The sequence below is a fragment of the Microbacterium oryzae genome (assembly GCF_030406385.1).
Classification (GTDB): domain Bacteria; phylum Actinomycetota; class Actinomycetes; order Actinomycetales; family Microbacteriaceae; genus Microbacterium; species Microbacterium oryzae_A.
In genome coordinates this window covers 711373-726790 of the sequence record NZ_JAUEPM010000001.1, presented here as the reverse complement: position 1 = coordinate 726790, position 15418 = coordinate 711373, and the positions used below count along the sequence as shown (strand labels likewise).

At 70.0% G+C, this 15418-nt stretch carries 20 protein-coding genes and 1 tRNA gene; 10 read left to right on the top strand and 11 right to left on the bottom strand.

Annotated elements, in window-relative coordinates:
* Positions 1–279: a hypothetical protein gene (locus QWJ90_RS03535; RefSeq protein WP_290106212.1), complete on the top strand. Its 279-nt coding sequence runs from the start codon at positions 1–3 to the stop codon at positions 277–279.
* A 40-nt stretch (positions 280–319) separates the two neighbouring features.
* On the opposite strand, the gene QWJ90_RS03530 is transcribed toward QWJ90_RS03535, so the two are convergent.
* Positions 320–730, bottom strand: coding sequence for a sunset domain-containing protein (locus tag QWJ90_RS03530; RefSeq protein WP_290106211.1), 411 nt, complete (start codon positions 728–730; stop codon positions 320–322).
* On the opposite strand from QWJ90_RS03530, the gene QWJ90_RS03525 reads away from it, so the two are divergent.
* The gene (locus QWJ90_RS03525; protein WP_290106210.1) at positions 699–1097 is read left to right on the top strand and encodes a hypothetical protein; all 399 of its coding nucleotides are present in this window, start codon (positions 699–701) and stop codon (positions 1095–1097) included. The genes QWJ90_RS03530 and QWJ90_RS03525 overlap by 32 nt on opposite strands.
* Positions 1098–1103: 6 nt before the next feature.
* On the opposite strand, the gene QWJ90_RS03520 is transcribed toward QWJ90_RS03525, so the two are convergent.
* On the bottom strand, positions 1104–1307 hold the full coding sequence (locus tag QWJ90_RS03520) for a hypothetical protein (protein WP_290106209.1): 204 nt from the start codon (positions 1305–1307) through the stop codon (positions 1104–1106).
* 41 nt (positions 1308–1348) lie between these two features.
* On the opposite strand from QWJ90_RS03520, the gene QWJ90_RS03515 reads away from it, so the two are divergent.
* On the top strand, positions 1349–1786 hold the full coding sequence (locus QWJ90_RS03515; protein WP_290106208.1) for a MarR family winged helix-turn-helix transcriptional regulator: 438 nt from the start codon (positions 1349–1351) through the stop codon (positions 1784–1786).
* Positions 1787–1811: 25 nt separating this feature from the next.
* Positions 1812–2381 (top strand): isochorismatase family protein, encoded by a 570-nt coding sequence (locus tag QWJ90_RS03510; RefSeq protein ID WP_290106207.1) that lies wholly within the window; start codon positions 1812–1814, stop codon positions 2379–2381.
* 1 nt (position 2382) lies between these two features.
* Here the strand turns inward: QWJ90_RS03510 and QWJ90_RS03505 are convergent, their stop codons facing one another.
* The 3 genes from QWJ90_RS03505 to QWJ90_RS03495 form a co-directional block, all read right to left on the bottom strand.
* The gene (locus tag QWJ90_RS03505) at positions 2383–2997 is read right to left on the bottom strand and encodes a GyrI-like domain-containing protein (RefSeq protein ID WP_290106206.1); all 615 of its coding nucleotides are present in this window, start codon (positions 2995–2997) and stop codon (positions 2383–2385) included.
* A gap of 42 nt (positions 2998–3039) precedes the next feature.
* Positions 3040–3846, bottom strand: a complete 807-nt coding sequence (locus QWJ90_RS03500; RefSeq protein WP_290106205.1) for a fructosamine kinase family protein — start codon at positions 3844–3846, stop codon at positions 3040–3042.
* Positions 3847–3867: 21 nt separating this feature from the next.
* Positions 3868–3940: transfer RNA gene (locus tag QWJ90_RS03495), tRNA-Lys, on the bottom strand.
* A 38-nt stretch (positions 3941–3978) separates the two neighbouring features.
* Here QWJ90_RS03495 and QWJ90_RS03490 point away from each other — a divergent pair.
* Together QWJ90_RS03490 and QWJ90_RS03485 are read left to right on the top strand one after the other, a co-directional pair.
* Positions 3979–4368 carry a hypothetical protein gene (locus tag QWJ90_RS03490; RefSeq protein ID WP_290106204.1) on the top strand — a complete coding sequence of 130 codons (390 nt, stop codon included), beginning with the start codon at positions 3979–3981 and terminating at the stop codon, positions 4366–4368.
* 87 nt (positions 4369–4455) lie between these two features.
* Positions 4456–5085 (top strand): DNA-directed RNA polymerase subunit beta, encoded by a 630-nt coding sequence (locus QWJ90_RS03485; RefSeq protein ID WP_290106203.1) that lies wholly within the window; start codon positions 4456–4458, stop codon positions 5083–5085.
* Positions 5086–5302: 217 nt separating this feature from the next.
* On the opposite strand, the gene pstB is transcribed toward QWJ90_RS03485, so the two are convergent.
* The 6 genes from pstB to QWJ90_RS03455 all read right to left on the bottom strand — a co-directional run bounded on the left by pstB (position 5303) and on the right by QWJ90_RS03455 (position 11697).
* Positions 5303–6082 (bottom strand): phosphate ABC transporter ATP-binding protein PstB, encoded by a 780-nt coding sequence (gene pstB, locus QWJ90_RS03480; protein ID WP_156240648.1) that lies wholly within the window; start codon positions 6080–6082, stop codon positions 5303–5305.
* 38 nt (positions 6083–6120) lie between these two features.
* Positions 6121–7203 carry a phosphate ABC transporter permease PstA gene (pstA, locus tag QWJ90_RS03475; RefSeq protein WP_290106202.1) on the bottom strand — a complete coding sequence of 361 codons (1083 nt, stop codon included), beginning with the start codon at positions 7201–7203 and terminating at the stop codon, positions 6121–6123.
* Position 7204: 1 nt separating this feature from the next.
* Positions 7205–8197, bottom strand: a complete 993-nt coding sequence (gene pstC, locus QWJ90_RS03470; protein WP_290106201.1) for a phosphate ABC transporter permease subunit PstC — start codon at positions 8195–8197, stop codon at positions 7205–7207.
* A gap of 132 nt (positions 8198–8329) precedes the next feature.
* Positions 8330–9436: a phosphate ABC transporter substrate-binding protein PstS gene (locus QWJ90_RS03465; protein ID WP_290106200.1), complete on the bottom strand. Its 1107-nt coding sequence runs from the start codon at positions 9434–9436 to the stop codon at positions 8330–8332.
* A gap of 133 nt (positions 9437–9569) precedes the next feature.
* Positions 9570–10412 carry an exodeoxyribonuclease III gene (locus QWJ90_RS03460; protein WP_290106198.1) on the bottom strand — a complete coding sequence of 281 codons (843 nt, stop codon included), beginning with the start codon at positions 10410–10412 and terminating at the stop codon, positions 9570–9572.
* A 169-nt stretch (positions 10413–10581) separates the two neighbouring features.
* On the bottom strand, positions 10582–11697 hold the full coding sequence (locus tag QWJ90_RS03455) for a mannose-1-phosphate guanylyltransferase (protein WP_290106196.1): 1116 nt from the start codon (positions 11695–11697) through the stop codon (positions 10582–10584).
* Between the two features lie 188 nt (positions 11698–11885).
* Between QWJ90_RS03455 and sdhC the strand changes: the two genes are divergently transcribed.
* Genes sdhC through QWJ90_RS03435 form a run of 4 tightly spaced genes read left to right on the top strand, consistent with a single transcriptional unit; the run spans position 11886 to position 15386 of the window.
* A complete protein-coding gene (gene sdhC / locus QWJ90_RS03450) occupies positions 11886–12311 on the top strand; it encodes a succinate dehydrogenase, cytochrome b556 subunit (RefSeq protein ID WP_156240654.1) in 426 nt (141 codons plus the stop codon).
* A complete protein-coding gene (locus QWJ90_RS03445) occupies positions 12311–12784 on the top strand; it encodes a succinate dehydrogenase hydrophobic membrane anchor subunit (RefSeq protein ID WP_290106195.1) in 474 nt (157 codons plus the stop codon). Before sdhC ends, QWJ90_RS03445 begins: the two co-directional genes overlap by 1 nt.
* A gap of 20 nt (positions 12785–12804) precedes the next feature.
* The gene (sdhA, locus tag QWJ90_RS03440; RefSeq protein WP_156240656.1) at positions 12805–14631 is read left to right on the top strand and encodes a succinate dehydrogenase flavoprotein subunit; all 1827 of its coding nucleotides are present in this window, start codon (positions 12805–12807) and stop codon (positions 14629–14631) included.
* Positions 14631–15386 (top strand): succinate dehydrogenase iron-sulfur subunit, encoded by a 756-nt coding sequence (locus QWJ90_RS03435; protein ID WP_290106192.1) that lies wholly within the window; start codon positions 14631–14633, stop codon positions 15384–15386. The genes sdhA and QWJ90_RS03435 overlap by 1 nt, the downstream gene beginning before the upstream one ends.
* Positions 15387–15418 lie beyond the last annotated feature (32 nt).

Below are 15418 nucleotides of genomic sequence, written 5' to 3'. Positions count from 1 at the left end.
ATGCAGCGCATCACGCTCACCGTCAATGACACGTCCTACCCCCTCGCACAGGGGCAGGACATCGAGACCATCCAGGCCGCCGCAGTCGACGCTCTCCACAAGGGCGGGGAGGTCGTCACCGTCACTCTCTACGGCAACCGCGAGCTGGCCATCCTCGTCTCGCCCGGGGTCCCGCTCGCCTTCGAGGTGGAGGAGGTGCCGGACGAACCGCGGGACGACGGCGATCTCACCAAGCCGTTCGAGCCCTACTCGGAGCTCGACGCGGGCTTCGCCGTCTAGCCGGCGCCCCGGGGCGGGGCGCCGGCGGGCGGGCGAGCGGTCAGCGTTTCGAGGCGCGATAGCCGGCGTCGCGAGCGTCCTGCTGCGTCGCGAAGCACTCCTCGGGGTTCGTCCGGTCGTAGAACTCCCCGCCGGGCACGTGGTAGATCCACTCGCCCGAGCTCGACCGGTTGCCCTTGATCGGGTAGCCCGCGGGGCAGTTCCAGCCGTCGGCGAGCGGCGGCTTCGGGGCGCGCAGGTCGGGCACAGTCGGGCCCGAGGCGGGGGCGTACATCGCGATGCCCTCGTAGGCCCAGTTGCGGTCGGTGGTCCTGACCTTCTGAGCCTCCGCACGGGCGGCGAGTGGCGGTCGCGTAGGCTGGGAGCCCCGGGAAGACGCGGCATCCGCGGACACGGGACGCCCCAGGAACGAGAGCCCCATGGACGCCAGCCACGTGATCGGCGCGATCACCGAGATCTTCTCGTGGATCGGCCTGGGCGCCGCGATCGTGCTCGGTCTCGCGGCGATCGTCGCCCGGATGGCCGACGGCACCTGGGTGCCCGTCCGCGCGTTCGTGCTCCCGGAAGCGGAGCCTCCGGCCATCCGCTGGTTCTCGGCCGGGCACGAGGTGGGCCACGCGCTGCTCACGCCCGAGGTTCGACGGGCGGCGGGCGATGCCGACGAGGTCGATGTCTTCACGAACCCCCGGCGTCCGGGCTCCGTGCGCCTGCAGCAGCACTCGCCGCTGCCGCGTCTGCTGGGCTGGGGGGCGGTCGCGTTCGCCGCCCTCGGCATCATCTCGAGCGTCACGCAGCTCGTGCTCGTCGCCCTCCGCTGACGGCGATCAGGGGGTGGGGCAGTGCAGCTCGCCCTCGATCAGGCGGTGCTCGGCCTTGAAGGCGCCGCAGCGGTGGCAGGGCGTGCCGCGCCCCTCGCCCACCTGGGCCGGGCCGGCGAGGCCGATGAGCGTGGTGTTGAACCACTGATAGAACCCGCCCGCTTCGCGGATGCGCGCGCGCAGGGGCTTCCGGTCGGCTGCTCGTCCCATAATCGTTAGTGTACTAATAATTGCGGCGGTAAGGTGGACGGGTGACCGATCCAGACGCCCTCCTGAAGCTGGACAACCAGCTCTGCTTCGCGATCGTCACCGCCGCCCGCAACGTCGTGTCGATCTACCGGCCCGTGCTGGAGCCGCTCGGACTCACGCATCCGCAATACCTCGTCATGCTGGCGCTGTGGGAGGAATCGCCGCGGACACTCCGTGAGATCGCCGCGGCCCTCGCGCTCGAGCCGGCCACGGCGTCGCCGCTGGTGAAGCGCCTGGAGCGACAGGGTCTGGTGCGCCGCGAGCGCAGCCCCCGCGATGAGCGGCGCCTGGAGATCGGCCTGACCGAGGACGGGGCGGCGCTGCGAGAGCGGGCGCTGGCCGTGCCGCAGCAGATCATGGCGCGCGTCGGCCTGGACGCCGCGCAGCTGGGCGCGCTCCGCGACGCCCTCCGACCGTTCGCGGGGCAGCTGGAGGCCTGAGGCTCTGGGCGTCTACGCTCGGGGCATGACCCGAGCGCTTCTCATCGTCGACGTGCAGAACGACTTCACCGAGGGCGGCGCCCTCGGAGTGTCCGGCGGCCACGCGGTGGCCGAGGGCATCACCCGCCACCTGGCCGCGCATGCGGCCGACTACACCGCGATCATCGCCTCGAGGGACTGGCACGACGCCACCGGCGACAACGGCGGTCACTTCGCCAGCGGCGTTCCGGACTTCGTCGACACCTGGCCCGTGCACTGCGTGGCGGACACGACGGGCGCCGAGTACGATCCGGGGCTCGACACCGCGCCGATCACGCACCACGTGAAGAAAGGGCAGGGGCGAGCGGCGTACTCCATGTTCGAGGGCACGACGGATGGTGGTGGCACCGTCATGGACCTGCTCGCCGAGCACGGTATCGAGTCGGTCGACATCGTCGGGATCGCGACGGATCACTGCGTCCGCGCCACCGCCCTCGACGCGCTCCGGTACGGGCAGCACGTGCGCGTGCTCTCCGACCTCGTCGCAGGGGTCGCCCCCGAGCCGTCCGAGGACTCTCTCGCCGAGCTCGTTCGCGCGGGGGCGGAGGTCGTCTGAGTCACGCTGCCACCGGTTGACGCAGGATGGTCCGCCGGCGCTCGACGGGGACGCGGCGGAAGTCGCTGAGGTAGATCTCGTGATGCGCGCCGGCCATCCGCAGCCCCTGCTCGCGGATCGCCTCGCGGTGCATCCGCTCGAGGACAGGCCCCTCGTCGTCGAACGACCCCACGTGCAGCGTCTGCACACAGCGACCCTCGGCCAGCGACATCCACCGCAGTGCATCGATCCGAGGCGGGCGCTTCGCCGCGGCCCGGGCGACCGCACGCTCGACAGCACTGGCCTCCACGGGGCCGGGGGTGTGGATGAGCAGCGTCCACGCCCATGCCGACTTGTCCCGCGCCGTGGTGAAGACCGCGGGATCGTCGGCGTGCCAGAGCCCCTCGAGCGGCGGCACGACGACGTCGACGCCGGTCTCGTCGCGCAGGCCGAACTTGAGCGCGTACGCGACGGGGTACAGCGTCTCGACCGCCGCCGCGAACGCCGGCGACGTGTTCGGATCACCGCTGCCGTCGACGGCCAGATACGCCATCTCGGGGACCGTGACGGCGCGGAAGACGCCCTGCCGAGCGCGGTACGCGTCGAGCTCCCGGCGCACGTCGAGCTTGTCGCCCATGCCGCCAGGGTAGGGGAGGCAAGGTCCCCAGAGGCACCGGCCTCAGAGATACCGGCCCGCGAGCCGCAGCGCGGAGCGCGTGTAGCCGCCCCGGAAGAGGTGCGCGTGCATGATGACGATCCCCAGCTGATGCAGCTCCACGCGCTCGCGCCACCCGTCGGCGAGTTCAGAGGCCTCGTCATAGCCGGCGTACACCTCCGCCAGGTGCGGGAACCCGAACACCGCGAGCGTTGCGAGGTCGGTCTCGGCATGACCGCCGTGCGCGAGCGGGTCGATGAGGGCAGCCCCGGTGGGGCCCCCGTCGTACAGCACGTTGCCCGCCCACATGTCACCGTGCACTCGCGCGACAGGATGGCCGGCGGCCGAGACGAAGGCCGGTTGCGGATGGTCGAGGGCGCCCTCTCGCAGGCGCTGGCAGAGCCGGTCGAAGACGCGCGCCTCGTCGGCGTCGATGATGCCGTCCGCGTGCAGCCGGCGGGCGAACACCTCGACGCGGTGCTCGGCGTAGAACGCGCCCCACGTCGGGGGAGCAGCGGCGGAGTCGAGGACGAGCGGCGTCCGCGAGCGCCCCATGGTCGCCGACCCCGGCCATCCGTCGGGCGGACAGCCCCACCATCCGGCACCGGCGGCATGCGTGCGGGCCAGGGCCGCGCCGAATGCCCGCGCTGCCGTGGCGGAGGGAGCGACCTCGACGATCGACTCCAGCACGAGCCGATCGTCGTCGACGTCCATCACGCGAGCGATGCGCGCACCGCCGCCGACTGCGGCCAGCCACCGCAGTCCCGCGGCCTCGCCCCGGGGATCGTCGCCCGCGCGGCGGGGCTTGGTGAAGAGACGATCGGCGGTCACGGTGCTCCTCTCGTGCGGGGGTGGGCCCAGAGGGGCTCGAACCCTCGACCTACGGATTAAAAGTCCGCTGCTCTACCGACTGAGCTATAGGCCCACGACCACTTTACGCGGCCGCGGTGATAGCTTCGGCGCATGCTGGGCAGACGCACCTTCAGGGACGAGGAGCAGGCCCGCGCGCGGGAATGGTTCGAGGAGACGCTTCGCGCAGCCCGCGACGTGCACACGATCGGGGAGCGACGGGCGTCAGAGGGGATCCTGCTCGCGCTCGACCGCTGGTTCATCCATCGGGTGCGCAGCGTCGCGGGGGAGGACACGAATCCGCTCACCGAGCTCGTGCTCGTGGTCGAGGCGATCCTCGCCGACGGCGTCCTCCGCGAGCAGCCGCCGATCATGTACGACCGGGCGCGATCGGTGCTGGCGAGCCCGGTCGGGCAGCATCTGACGCTCACATTCGACGACGTGGAGCGGCTGGGCGGCGCGTTCCTCGACGCCATCGCCGAGCGCTACTCCGAGCCCCGCTGACGCGGCCGATCCGCCCTTCCATCCTATCGGCCGAGGGTGTGCACGGACCCGGAGACGGCGGGACCCGTGCGGCGTAGCCTGTTCCGGATGAGTGCGGAGTTCAGCAAGCCGGTGCGCCGGCCCTCGGAGATGTTCGACCGGCTGTTCGCGGGCAGTGACCCGGCGGAGGTCTCGCGCGCAGCGCACGCCACGGCGGTCGCGCTGCTGTCGCGCGTGCGCGACGAGGCCGATGCCGACGTCGTGCAGCGGCTCATCTCCTTCACCGCCCGGCACGGCATCGACGACATCGCCGAGCTGTGGTCGCAATCGCCCGCGCGCTCGCTGCCCGGGTCGCTGTGGCGCCTCTACCTCGTGCAGCTGTCGATCCACGACGACCCCGAGACCTCGTCGCTCCTCTACGAACGGGGCCGGGCCGAGCTGCACTCGGCCGACGCCGTCGTCGCCGGCGCACCGACTCCCGCTGGCCCGCAGGAGCTCATGGCCCTGATCGACACCATCCTGCACGGCGCCTTCACGGGCGACTACGCGGTCGCGCTCGACCGCACGGCGTCATTCTGCCGCGTTGTCGCATCGGGTGCCACGCACCTGGCCGACGACTACGAGGCGACCGAGCCGCACCGGTCGTCCGCGCTGACCACGCGGGCGCTGCGCCTGTCGGCGTTCGCGGCCGACCTGACGGCGGCGGCTCGCCTCTGGCGTCGCGACGCCCTCGAGTGACGCGGACGCGACGTCGCCGCCGCGCGCGAGCATGAAAAAGGCCGAGCCGCAGAAAACGCCTCTCGGCGAAAGGCCGCTCGCAGCGGCAGAATTTGGAGCCCGGGGTTACTGCGGCCCGGCTCGACCAGTCTAACAAACACGATCCGGGCGAGGGCCGCCGCGGCGGACATCCGAAGCGGAGAGCCGCGTCGTCGACCCGGCCCCGGCCATCCGCGGTTCAGCCGAAGCGGCCGGAGACGTAGTCCTCGGTGGCCTGCACCGAGGGGGTGGTGAAGATCCGGGTGGTGTCGTCGTACTCGATGAGCTTGCCGGGCTTGCCGGTGCCGGCGATGTTGAAGAACGCCGTCTTGTCGCTCACGCGCGACGCCTGCTGCATGTTGTGCGTGACGATGACGACGGTGTAGTCGTTCTTCAGCTCGCTGATGAGCTCCTCGATCGCGAAGGTGGAGATCGGGTCGAGGGCGGAGCACGGCTCGTCCATGAGGATGATGTCGGGCGAGACCGCGATCGCGCGTGCGATGCAGAGACGCTGCTGCTGCCCGCCGGAGAGCCCGGACCCGGGCTTGTCGAGCCGGTCCTTCACCTCGTTCCAGAGGTTGGCGCCCGTCAGCGACTTCTCCACCAGCGCGTCGGCGTCGCCCTTCGAGATGCGCTTGTTGTTGAGCTTCACGCCCGCCAGCACGTTCTCGCGGATGGACATGGTGGGGAACGGGTTGGGCCGCTGGAACACCATGCCGACCTGGCGGCGCACGAGCACCGGGTCGACGCCGGGACCATAGAGGTCCTGCCCGTCGACGAGCACCTGACCCTTCACCGAGGCGCCGGGGATGACCTCGTGCATGCGGTTCAGCGTGCGCAGGAACGTGGACTTGCCGCAGCCCGACGGGCCGATGAAGGCGGTGACGGTGCGGGGCTGGATGTCGATGGACACGCCCTCGACGGCGAGGAAGTCGCCGTAGTAGACGTTGAGGTCGTTGACTTCGATGCTCTTGGACACGGGGTTCCTTCGGGATGGTCGGAGAGAGTCTGGGGTGCTCAGCGGCCGGCGGTCTTCGGCGCGAAGAGCCGCGCGATGAGGCGGGCGACGAGGTTGAGCACCATGACGATGGCGATGAGGGTGAGCGCGGCGGCCCATGCCCGCGCGACGGCCGCGTCGGGGTTCGTGCCCTGGTTCATGTACTGGTTGTACGCGAACACCGGCAGGGTCATCATCTGCCCGTCGAAGAGGTTGGTGTTGAGGCTGAGGGTGTAGCCCGCGGTGAGGAGCAGGGGCGCGGTCTCGCCGATCACGCGGGCGATGGCCAGCATGACGGTCGTCGTGATGCCCGCGATGGAGGTTGGCAGGACCACCTTCACGATCGTCAGCCACTTCGGCACGCCGAGCGCGTAGGCCGCCTCGCGCAGCTCGTTCGGCACGATCCGCAGCAGCTCCTCGCTGCCGCGCACGACCACGGGGATCATCAGCACGGCGAGGGCCAGAGCGCCCATGAAGCCCATGGAGATGCCGGGGCGCACGAACAGAGCGAAGACCGAGTAGATGAACAGGCCCGCGACGATCGAGGGGATGCCCGTCATCACGTCGACGAGGAAGGTGATCGCGCGCGCGACGCGGCCGCGGCCGTACTCGACGAGGTAGATCGAGGTCATGAGGCCCACCGGCACCGCGATGAGGGCGGCCAGCAGCGTGATGAGGACGGTGCCCCAGATGGCGTGGACGATGCCGCCGCCCTCGCCGACGACGTTGCGCATCGAGAACGTGAAGAACTCCGCGTCGAAGCGCTGGATGCCGTTGACCACGACGGTCCACAGCAGCGAGACGAGCGGGAGGAGGGCGATCACGAACGCGGTCGAGACGAGCGCGGTCATGACACGGTCCATCGCCTTGCGGCTGCTCTCGGCGATCGACGAGACGACGGCGATGAGGACGATGTAGAGGATCATCCCGACGATCAGCGTGCCGCCGATGTTGAAGTCGGCGAGCTCGCCACCGGCGGCGGCCACGCCGAAGACCACGGCGGCCGCGGCGAAGGAGCCCAGCAGGAGCGCCCAGGGCGCCCACTTCGGGAGGCGGCCCGACGTGAGGCGCATGCTCTGCGCAGAGGCGGCGATGGCGGCCATGTCAGTTCGCTCCCGAGAACTCGGCGCGGCGCGCGACGATCCACCGCGCGAACGCATTGACCGCGAAGGTCACGATGAAGAGGATGAGGCCGGTCGCGATGAGCGTGTTGACGCCCTCGTCGTGGGCCTCGGGAAACGACAGCGCGATGTTGGCGGGGATCGGCGTCGGGTTGGTCGAGGTGAGGAGCTCGACGGTGATCGCGCCGGAGACCGAGAGCACCATGGTGACGGCCATCGTCTCGCCGAGCGCGCGGCCGAGCGCCAGCATGGCGGCGGACACCATGCCGCCGCGGGCGAACGGGAGCACGGCCATCCGGATCATCTCCCACCGTGTGGCGCCCAGGGCGAGCGCTGCCTCCTCGTGCAGCTTCGGGGTCTGCAGGAAGACCTCGCGGCAGATGGCGGTCATGATCGGGATGATCATCACCGCGAGGACCAGCGATGCGGTGAAGATCGTGCGGCCGGTCGCCGAGACCTGCCCGCTGAAGAGGGGAATCCACCCGAGGTTGTCGTTCAGCCACACGAACAGCGGCTGCAGGACGGGCGCGAGCACGAGGCCGCCCCAGAGGCCGAACACCACCGACGGCACCGCCGCGAGCAGGTCGATGACGTAGCCGAGGGTCGCGGCCAGTCGCCGGGGGGCGTAGTGCGAGATGAACAGTGCGATGCCGATCGCGATCGGGGCGGCGATGACGAGGGCGATGATCGACGACCAGACCGTGCCGAAGACGAGCGGTCCCACATACGACCAGAACGACTGCCCGCGCAGGATGTGGTTGTCGCTCGTGTCCGCCCGGAACGCGGGGATGCTCTGGATGACGAGGAAGATCGCGACGGCGGCGAGCACGACCAGGATGATCGTGCCGGCGCCGAGCGCGGTGCCGGAGAAGAGGCGGTCGCCGAGGCGCTGCTTCGCCTTGATCGGCGCCCCGGGGCCCGCGGGCTCCGGTGCGTCGGACGGCGACTGCGGTGCCGTCTTCTCAGTGATGCTCATGTGGTCCCAGTCCTCGGGTCGGCGAAGGGATGCGGATGGTGGGGGCTTCCGCGACGATGCCCTCGCGCCATCCTGTCGGGGAGGATCTCCCCGGACAAGGGCGCGAGGGCATCGACTACGGCGTCAAGCGGGTCAGCCGACCTGGATGCGGTCGACCGCGGTGAGGACCTGCTCGCGCAGGCCGTCGGAGATGGGCGCGCTGCCGGCGTTCTCGGCGGCCGCGCTCTGGCCATCCTCGCTCGCCACGTACTCGAAGTACGCCTTGACGAGCTCGGCGGTGGCGGTGTCCTCGTACTCCTCGCACCCGATGAGGTAGCTCACGAGCGCGATCGGGTAGGCGCCGTCGGTCGCCGCTGCGGGGTCGACGTCGAAGACGAGGTCGCCCTCGCCGCGGCCCTCGACGAGGGGCGAGTTCTCGACGAGCGCTGATGCGGCCTCGGCGGAGTACTCGATGTACTCGCCGTCGACGCCCACGTGGACCTGGCCGAGGTCGCCGATCTGCGACGCGTCGGCGTAGCCGATGGCGCCGTTGCCGGAGGTGATGGCCTGGACGACGCCCGAGGTGCCCTGCGCGGCCTCGCCGCCCTCGATCGGCCACTCGCCGGAGACCTCGTACGTCCACACGTCGGAGGCGGTGGCGGCGAGGTAGGTCGCGAAGGTCTCGGTGGTGCCCGAGTCGTCGGAGCGGTGGACGGGCGAGATGGCGAGGTCGGGCAGCTCGGCGTCCGGGTTCGCCTCCGCGATGGCGGGGTCGTTCCAGTTCGTGATCTCGCCGGCGAAGATGCCCGCGATCGTGGCCGCGTCGAGGTTGAGCGTGTCGACGCCCTCGAGGTTGAAGGCCACCGCGACGGGGGAGATGTAGAGGGGGACCTCGACGATGGCGTCGCTCGTGCAGGCGCCGAAGCCGCCCGCGGCGACCTCCTCGTCGTCGAACGCCCGGTCGGAGCCGATGAAGTCGCTCGCACCGGAGAGGAAGTTCTCACGGCCGGTGCCGGATCCGGTCGGCTCGTAGTTCACCGTCACGTCGGGGTTCGTCGTCTGGAACCCGGCGACCCAGGCCTCCTGCGCGGCGGTCTGCGAAGACGCGCCGGTGGCGTCGAGCGTTCCGCTGAGCGTGCTCTCCTCGGCGCTGTCACCGGGGGCGGAGTCCGTGCCGCCCTCGTTCGCGGCGCAGCCGGCGAGCGAGAGTGCGGCGATGGCGCTGACGGCGGCCAGGCTCGAAAGACGAGTGATCTTCACTGTGAATCCTCATTCGGTTCAGGGGAGCCCCGCCGGGTTCGCGGGGCACGTGAGGACGCTAAGAGGGCGTGGTGAAGAGACTGCGGTGCGCGGGTGAACGGCAGGTGAACGCGGGAGAGACGGATGGCGCCGGTCAGAGCGCGTAGTCGACGACGACCGGAGCGTGGTCCGTCCAGCGCTCCGCGTACGACGCCTGCCGATCGACCCGGTAGGCGGCGACCCGCTCGGCGAGGGCGGGGGTCGCGAGCTGGTAGTCGATCCGCCAGCCCGAGTCGTTGTCGAACGCCTGGCCGCGCTGTGACCACCAGGTGTAGGGGCCGGGCACGTCGCCGTGGAAGCGGCGGCCCACGTCGACCCAGCCGAGCCCCGTGCCCGTGGTCCCGTCGGCGCAGGTGACGCTCTCACCGGCGGCGCCGAGCCAGCGGTCGAAGTAGGCCCGCTCGCGCGGGAGGAAGCCCGCCTTCTTGAGGTTGCCCTTCCAGTTCTTGATGTCGAGCTCGCGGTGCCCCACGTTGAGGTCGCCGGTGACGACCGCGAGCGCCCCGTCGGCGGCGAGTTCGGGCAGGCGCGCGTCCATCGCCTCGAGGAACGCCCACTTCTGCTCCTGCTTCGGGGTGCCGACCTCGCCGGTGAAGACGTAGGCGCTCACCGCGGTGAGGGTGCGCCCCTCCACCTCGAAGTCGGCCTCCAGCCACCGCCCGTTCGACTCGAGCGATTCGCCGCCGAGCGCGATGCGCGATGCGGTCGGCTCGAGGCGGCTGGCGATCGCGACGCCCGCCCGCCCCTTCTGCAGCGAGCGGTCCTCGAGGATGTGCCATCCCGGAAGGGCGGCGTCGAGGTGCTCGCGCTCGCCGCGCACCTCCTGCAGCGTGAGGATGTCCACATCCGCGGCATCCAGCCATCCGGCCATGCCCTTGCGGGCGGCTGCGCGGATCCCGTTGACATTGACGGCGGCGACACGGAGGGTGCGAGACATGGTCTCGAGCCTATCGAGGGGGTCCGACAGCGACGGCGGGGCCGCCCATGTCTCACTCGATGCGGGATAGTGCGCGTCGAAGCCGCCGCAACTGAGACACGGTGACCTGGCTGAGCCGCCCGTCGCCCTGCCCTCCCGGCTGGCGCGGGCTGGCTGCGCTCGCTGAGCCTCAGAGGACGCTGTCGCGGCCGCCCTCGTGCAGGCGGCCGACGACGCCCTTCACGCGCTGGGCGTGCTCGTTCGTCGTCACCAGCAGCGCGTCGTCGGTGTCCACGACGATGAGATCGGCGACGCCGATGACGGCGATCACGCGGTTGGAGTGCGAGACGATGAGACCGGTGGACTCGTCGACGATGACCTTGTCGTTCGGGCCCAGCACGCTCATCCGCGCGCTGTCGCCGTCCGAGACGAGGTTCGAGAGGCTGGCGAAGTCGCCGACGTCGTCCCAGTCGAACTGGCCGGGCACGACCGCGAGGCGGCGCTTGGCGGCCGCGGGCTCGGCGACGGCGTAGTCGATCGCGATCTTCTTGAGGCCCGGCCACACGCGCGCCACGGTCTCGTCCTTGCGCGCGGGGTCGTCCCACGCCTCCGCGATCTCCATCAGGCCCGCGTGCAGCTCCGGCTCGTTGGCGTGCAGCTCATCGAGGAGCACGTCGGCGCGGGAGATGAACATGCCGGCGTTCCAGAGGAAGGAGCGGTCGGCGTAGTAGCGGCGGGCAGTCTCGAGGTCGGGCTTCTCGACGAACGTGTCGACCATGGCGGCCAGCGGTGCATCCTCGACGAACAGCTCCGCACCGGTCTTGATGTATCCGAAGCCGACGGCGGGCTCGGACGGCTGGATCCCGATCGTGCAGATGTATCCCTCGCGCGCGACGGCGACGGCCTGACGGACGGTGAACTCGAACACGCGCTGGCGCTTGATGACATGGTCGGCGGCGAACGAGCCGATGATGACGTCGGGGTTCCGACGATGCAGGATGGCCGCGGCCAGCCCGATCGCGGCCGCGGACTCGCGGGGCTCGGCCTCGACGAACACGTTGTGCTCCGGCATGTCGGGGAGCGTCGTCTCCACCTTGGGGCCGTGGGCGGCGCCGGTCACGACGGCGATGTGCTCGCGGTCGGCGAGCGGGAGGAGGCGATCCCACGTCTCCTGGAGGAGGGAGCGGCCAGACCCGGTCAGATCGTGCAGGAACTTCGGCGTCTGGGCCCGGGAGAGCGGCCACAGCCGCGACCCGACGCCCCCCGCGGGGATAACGGCGAAGAAGTCCTGGATCGGTTCTGACATGTGCACCAGGCTACAAGCCCGCGCGCGGGCGCCCCGCGACCGGCCCCCGCGCACCGGAGATCTCTCGATGTCGAGATACTTAGGCTCCCCTCATTGGCCCGGCGCATGGCCCTGGGAGTACCCTGAAGGACGATCGACGGGGCATCACTGTGCCCGTCTTCGCAGCCTTTGAGAGCAGGAGGACGATCTTGTCCGCTACCGCGCGACCGACGCCCCGGGTGTCGGAGACGACGTCGAGAACCCCGAGAGGCACGCTCTACCGCGGCCGCGAGGGCATGTGGTCGTGGGTGCTTCACCGCATCACCGGCATCGCCATCTTCTTCTTCCTGCTCGTGCACGTCCTCGACACGTCGCTCATCCGCGTGTCGCCGGAGGGGTACGACGCCGTGATCGGCACCTACCAGCACCCGATCATGGGCATCGGCGAGATCGCCCTCGTGGGCGCGATCGCCTTCCACGCCTTCAACGGCCTGCGGATCATCCTGGTGGACTTCTGGTCCAAGGGATCCAAGTACCAGCGCCAGCTGTTCTGGGGCGTCCTGGCCGTCTGGGTCGTCGTCATGGCCGGCTTCGTGCCGCGTCAGCTCATGAACGTGTTCGGGGGAGGACACTGATGACCGCCGCAGAACTCGCCGCCCCGCGCTCACCGCAGCGGCCCGCTCGTCGAGGCAATCTCGAGAAGTGGGGCTGGGTCTACATGCGCGTCTCGGGCGTCCTGCTCGTCGTGCTGATCTTCGGCCACCTGCTCGTCAACCTCGTGCTCCCCGAGGGCGGCGTCCACGCCCTCGACTTCGCCTTCGTCGCCGGCAAGATGGCCGACCCGTTCTGGCAGTGGTGGGACGTCCTCATGCTGTGGCTGGCGTTCATCCACGGCGCGAACGGCATGCGCGTGATCGTCAACGACTACGTGCAGGGCCGCGCGGTGCGCAAGACGCTCGTCTGGGTGATCGGCATCGTCGCCGCGCTCATGATCGTGCTCGGCACGCTCGTGGTGTTCACCTTCGACCCGTGTGCCGGCGTGTTCGGACCATTCGAGAACCCCGACAGCGCGCTGTTCGAGGTCTGCCAGGCCGCCGCGGCCAAGTGACAGGGATAGACGGAAGAGACGTGACGACACAGCACCCCGACGCCGTTCTGAAGGACGGCGTGTACTACCACGAGTTCGACATCGTCATCGTCGGCGCAGGAGGCGCCGGCATGCGTGCGGCGATCGAGGCCGGCCCCGGCGCGAAGACCGCCGTGATCACGAAGCTCTACCCCACGCGCTCCCACACGGGCGCCGCGCAGGGCGGCATGGCCGCTGCGCTGGCGAACGTGGAGGAGGACTCCTGGGAGTGGCACACCTTCGACACCGTCAAGGGCGGCGACTACCTCGTCGACCAGGACGCGGCGGAGATCCTCGCCAAGGAGGCCATCGACGCGGTCATCGACCTCGAGAACATGGGCCTCCCGTTCAACCGCACGCCCGACGGCAAGATCGACCAGCGCCGCTTCGGCGGGCACACCGCCGAGCACGGCAAGACGCCGGTTCGCCGCGCCTGCTACGCGGCCGACCGCACCGGACACATGATCCTGCAGACGCTGTTCCAGAACTGCGTCAAGCTCGGCATCAACTTCTTCAACGAGTACTACGCGCTCGACCTCATCACGGTGAAGGACGCGGACGGCTCCACCAAGATCGCGGGCGTCGTCGCCTACGAGCTCGCCACGGGCGACCTGCACGTCTTCCACTCCAAGGCCGTCATCTTCGCCACGGGCGGCTTCGGCAAGGTCTTCAAGACCACCTCGAACGCGCACACCCTCACGGGCGACGGCGTGGGCATCATCTGGCGCAAGGGCCTGCCGCTCGAGGACATCGAGTTCTTCCAGTTCCACCCGACCGGACTCGCCGGTCTCGGCATCCTCCTCACCGAGGGCGCGCGAGGCGAGGGCGCCATCCTCCGCAACGCGTCGGGCGAGCGCTTCATGGAGCGCTACGCCCCGACCATCAAGGACCTCGCTCCGCGTGACATCGTCGCGCGCTGCATGGTCAAGGAGGTCCTCGAGGGCCGCGGCGCCGGTCCGAACAAGGACTACGTCTACCTCGACTGCACCCATCTGGGCGCCGAGGTGCTGGAGACGAAGCTCCCCGACATCACCGAGTTCGCGCGCACCTACCTGGGCGTCGACCCGGTCGTCGAGCCGGTGCCGGTCATGCCGACCGCCCACTACGCGATGGGCGGCATCCCCACCAACAACGCCGCCGAGGTGCTGGCCGACAACGACACCGTCGTTCCCGGCCTCTACGCAGCCGGCGAGTGCGCCTGCGTGTCGGTCCACGGCGCGAACCGCCTCGGCACCAACTCGCTCCTGGACATCAACGTCTTCGGCAAGCGCGCCGGCCGCAACGCGGTCGAGTACGTTAAGACCGGAGAGCTCGTGCCGCTGCCGGCGGACCCGGCGAAGGAGGTGCGCGAGCTCATCGAGCGCGTGCGCAGCGCCAAGGGCACCGAGCGCATCGCGGACATCCGCCGGACGCTGCAGGAGGAGATGGACGCCAACGCCCAGGTCTTCCGCACGGAGGAGACCCTGACCAACGTCATGGGCACCATCCACGACCTGCGCGAGCGCTACGCGAACATCTACGTCGACGACAAGGGCAAGCGGTTCAACACCGACCTGCTCGAGGCGGTCGAGCTCGGGTTCCTGCTCGACCTCGCCGAGATCATCGCGTACGCCGCGCGCAACCGCAAGGAGAGCCGCGGCGGCCACATGCGGGAGGACTACCCCGACCGCGACGACGAGAACTTCATGCAGCACACGATGGCGTACCTCACCGGCGACCCGCACTCGCCCATCCCCGAGGACCACATCCGGCTGGACTGGAAGCCCGTCGTGTTCACCAGGAACGAGCAGGGCGAGTTCAACTACCCGCCGATGGAGAGGAAGTACTGATGTCGACCGCCGTCGCCGAGGCTCCCGCAGCCGAGGCCATCCAGTCGTACCTCGTCACGTTCATCGTGCGCCGCTTCGACCCCGAGCTCGACAGCGAGCCGCGCTGGGTCGACTACGACGTCGAGATGTACCCGACCGACCGCGTGCTCGACGCGCTGCACAAGATCAAGTGGGAGGTCGACGGCTCGCTGACCTTCCGCCGCTCGTGCGCCCACGGCATCTGCGGCTCGGACGCCATGCGCATCAACGGCCGCAACCGGCTCGCCTGCAAGACCCTGATCAAGGATCTCGACATCTCGCAGCCGATCTACGTCGAGGCCATCAAGGGCCTGCCGCTGGAGAAGGACCTCGTCGTCGACATGGACCCCTTCTTCGCGGCGTACCGCGACGTGCAGCCGTTCCTGCAGGCGAGCAGCGCTCCGGTCAAGGGCAAGGAGCGCGTGCAGTCGATCGCCGACCGCGCCCGGTTCGACGACACCACCAAGTGCATCCTGTGCGCGGCGTGCACCTCGTCGTGCCCGGTGTTCTGGACCGACGGGCAGTACTTCGGCCCGGCCGCGATCGTGAACGCCCACCGCTTCATCTTCGACTCGCGCGACGACGAGGCCCAGGTGCGCCTGGACATCCTCAACGACAAGGAGGGCGTGTGGCGCTGCCGCACGACCTTCAACTGCACCGAGGCATGCCCCCGCGGCATCGAGGTGACCAAGGCCATCGCCGAGGTCAAGCAGGCGGTGCTCAAGGGCGGTCGCTGAGCCGGCATCGCGACGGGGTCCGGGACGATTCC

Coding starts and splice junctions, on each gene's coding strand:
- QWJ90_RS03535 (WP_290106212.1), top strand. CDS start 1: ATGCAGCGCATCACGCTCACCGTCAATGACACGTCCTACCCCCTCGCA.
- QWJ90_RS03525 (WP_290106210.1), top strand. CDS start 699: ATGGACGCCAGCCACGTGATCGGCGCGATCACCGAGATCTTCTCGTGG.
- QWJ90_RS03520 (WP_290106209.1), bottom strand. CDS start 1,307: ATGGGACGAGCAGCCGACCGGAAGCCCCTGCGCGCGCGCATCCGCGAA.
- QWJ90_RS03510 (WP_290106207.1), top strand. CDS start 1,812: ATGACCCGAGCGCTTCTCATCGTCGACGTGCAGAACGACTTCACCGAG.
- QWJ90_RS03505 (WP_290106206.1), bottom strand. CDS start 2,997: ATGGGCGACAAGCTCGACGTGCGCCGGGAGCTCGACGCGTACCGCGCT.
- QWJ90_RS03490 (WP_290106204.1), top strand. CDS start 3,979: ATGCTGGGCAGACGCACCTTCAGGGACGAGGAGCAGGCCCGCGCGCGG.
- QWJ90_RS03485 (WP_290106203.1), top strand. CDS start 4,456: ATGAGTGCGGAGTTCAGCAAGCCGGTGCGCCGGCCCTCGGAGATGTTC.
- pstA (WP_290106202.1), bottom strand. CDS start 7,203: ATGGCCGCCATCGCCGCCTCTGCGCAGAGCATGCGCCTCACGTCGGGC.
- pstC (WP_290106201.1), bottom strand. CDS start 8,197: ATGAGCATCACTGAGAAGACGGCACCGCAGTCGCCGTCCGACGCACCG.
- QWJ90_RS03460 (WP_290106198.1), bottom strand. CDS start 10,412: ATGTCTCGCACCCTCCGTGTCGCCGCCGTCAATGTCAACGGGATCCGC.
- QWJ90_RS03455 (WP_290106196.1), bottom strand. CDS start 11,697: ATGTCAGAACCGATCCAGGACTTCTTCGCCGTTATCCCCGCGGGGGGC.
- QWJ90_RS03445 (WP_290106195.1), top strand. CDS start 12,311: ATGACCGCCGCAGAACTCGCCGCCCCGCGCTCACCGCAGCGGCCCGCT.
- QWJ90_RS03435 (WP_290106192.1), top strand. CDS start 14,631: ATGTCGACCGCCGTCGCCGAGGCTCCCGCAGCCGAGGCCATCCAGTCG.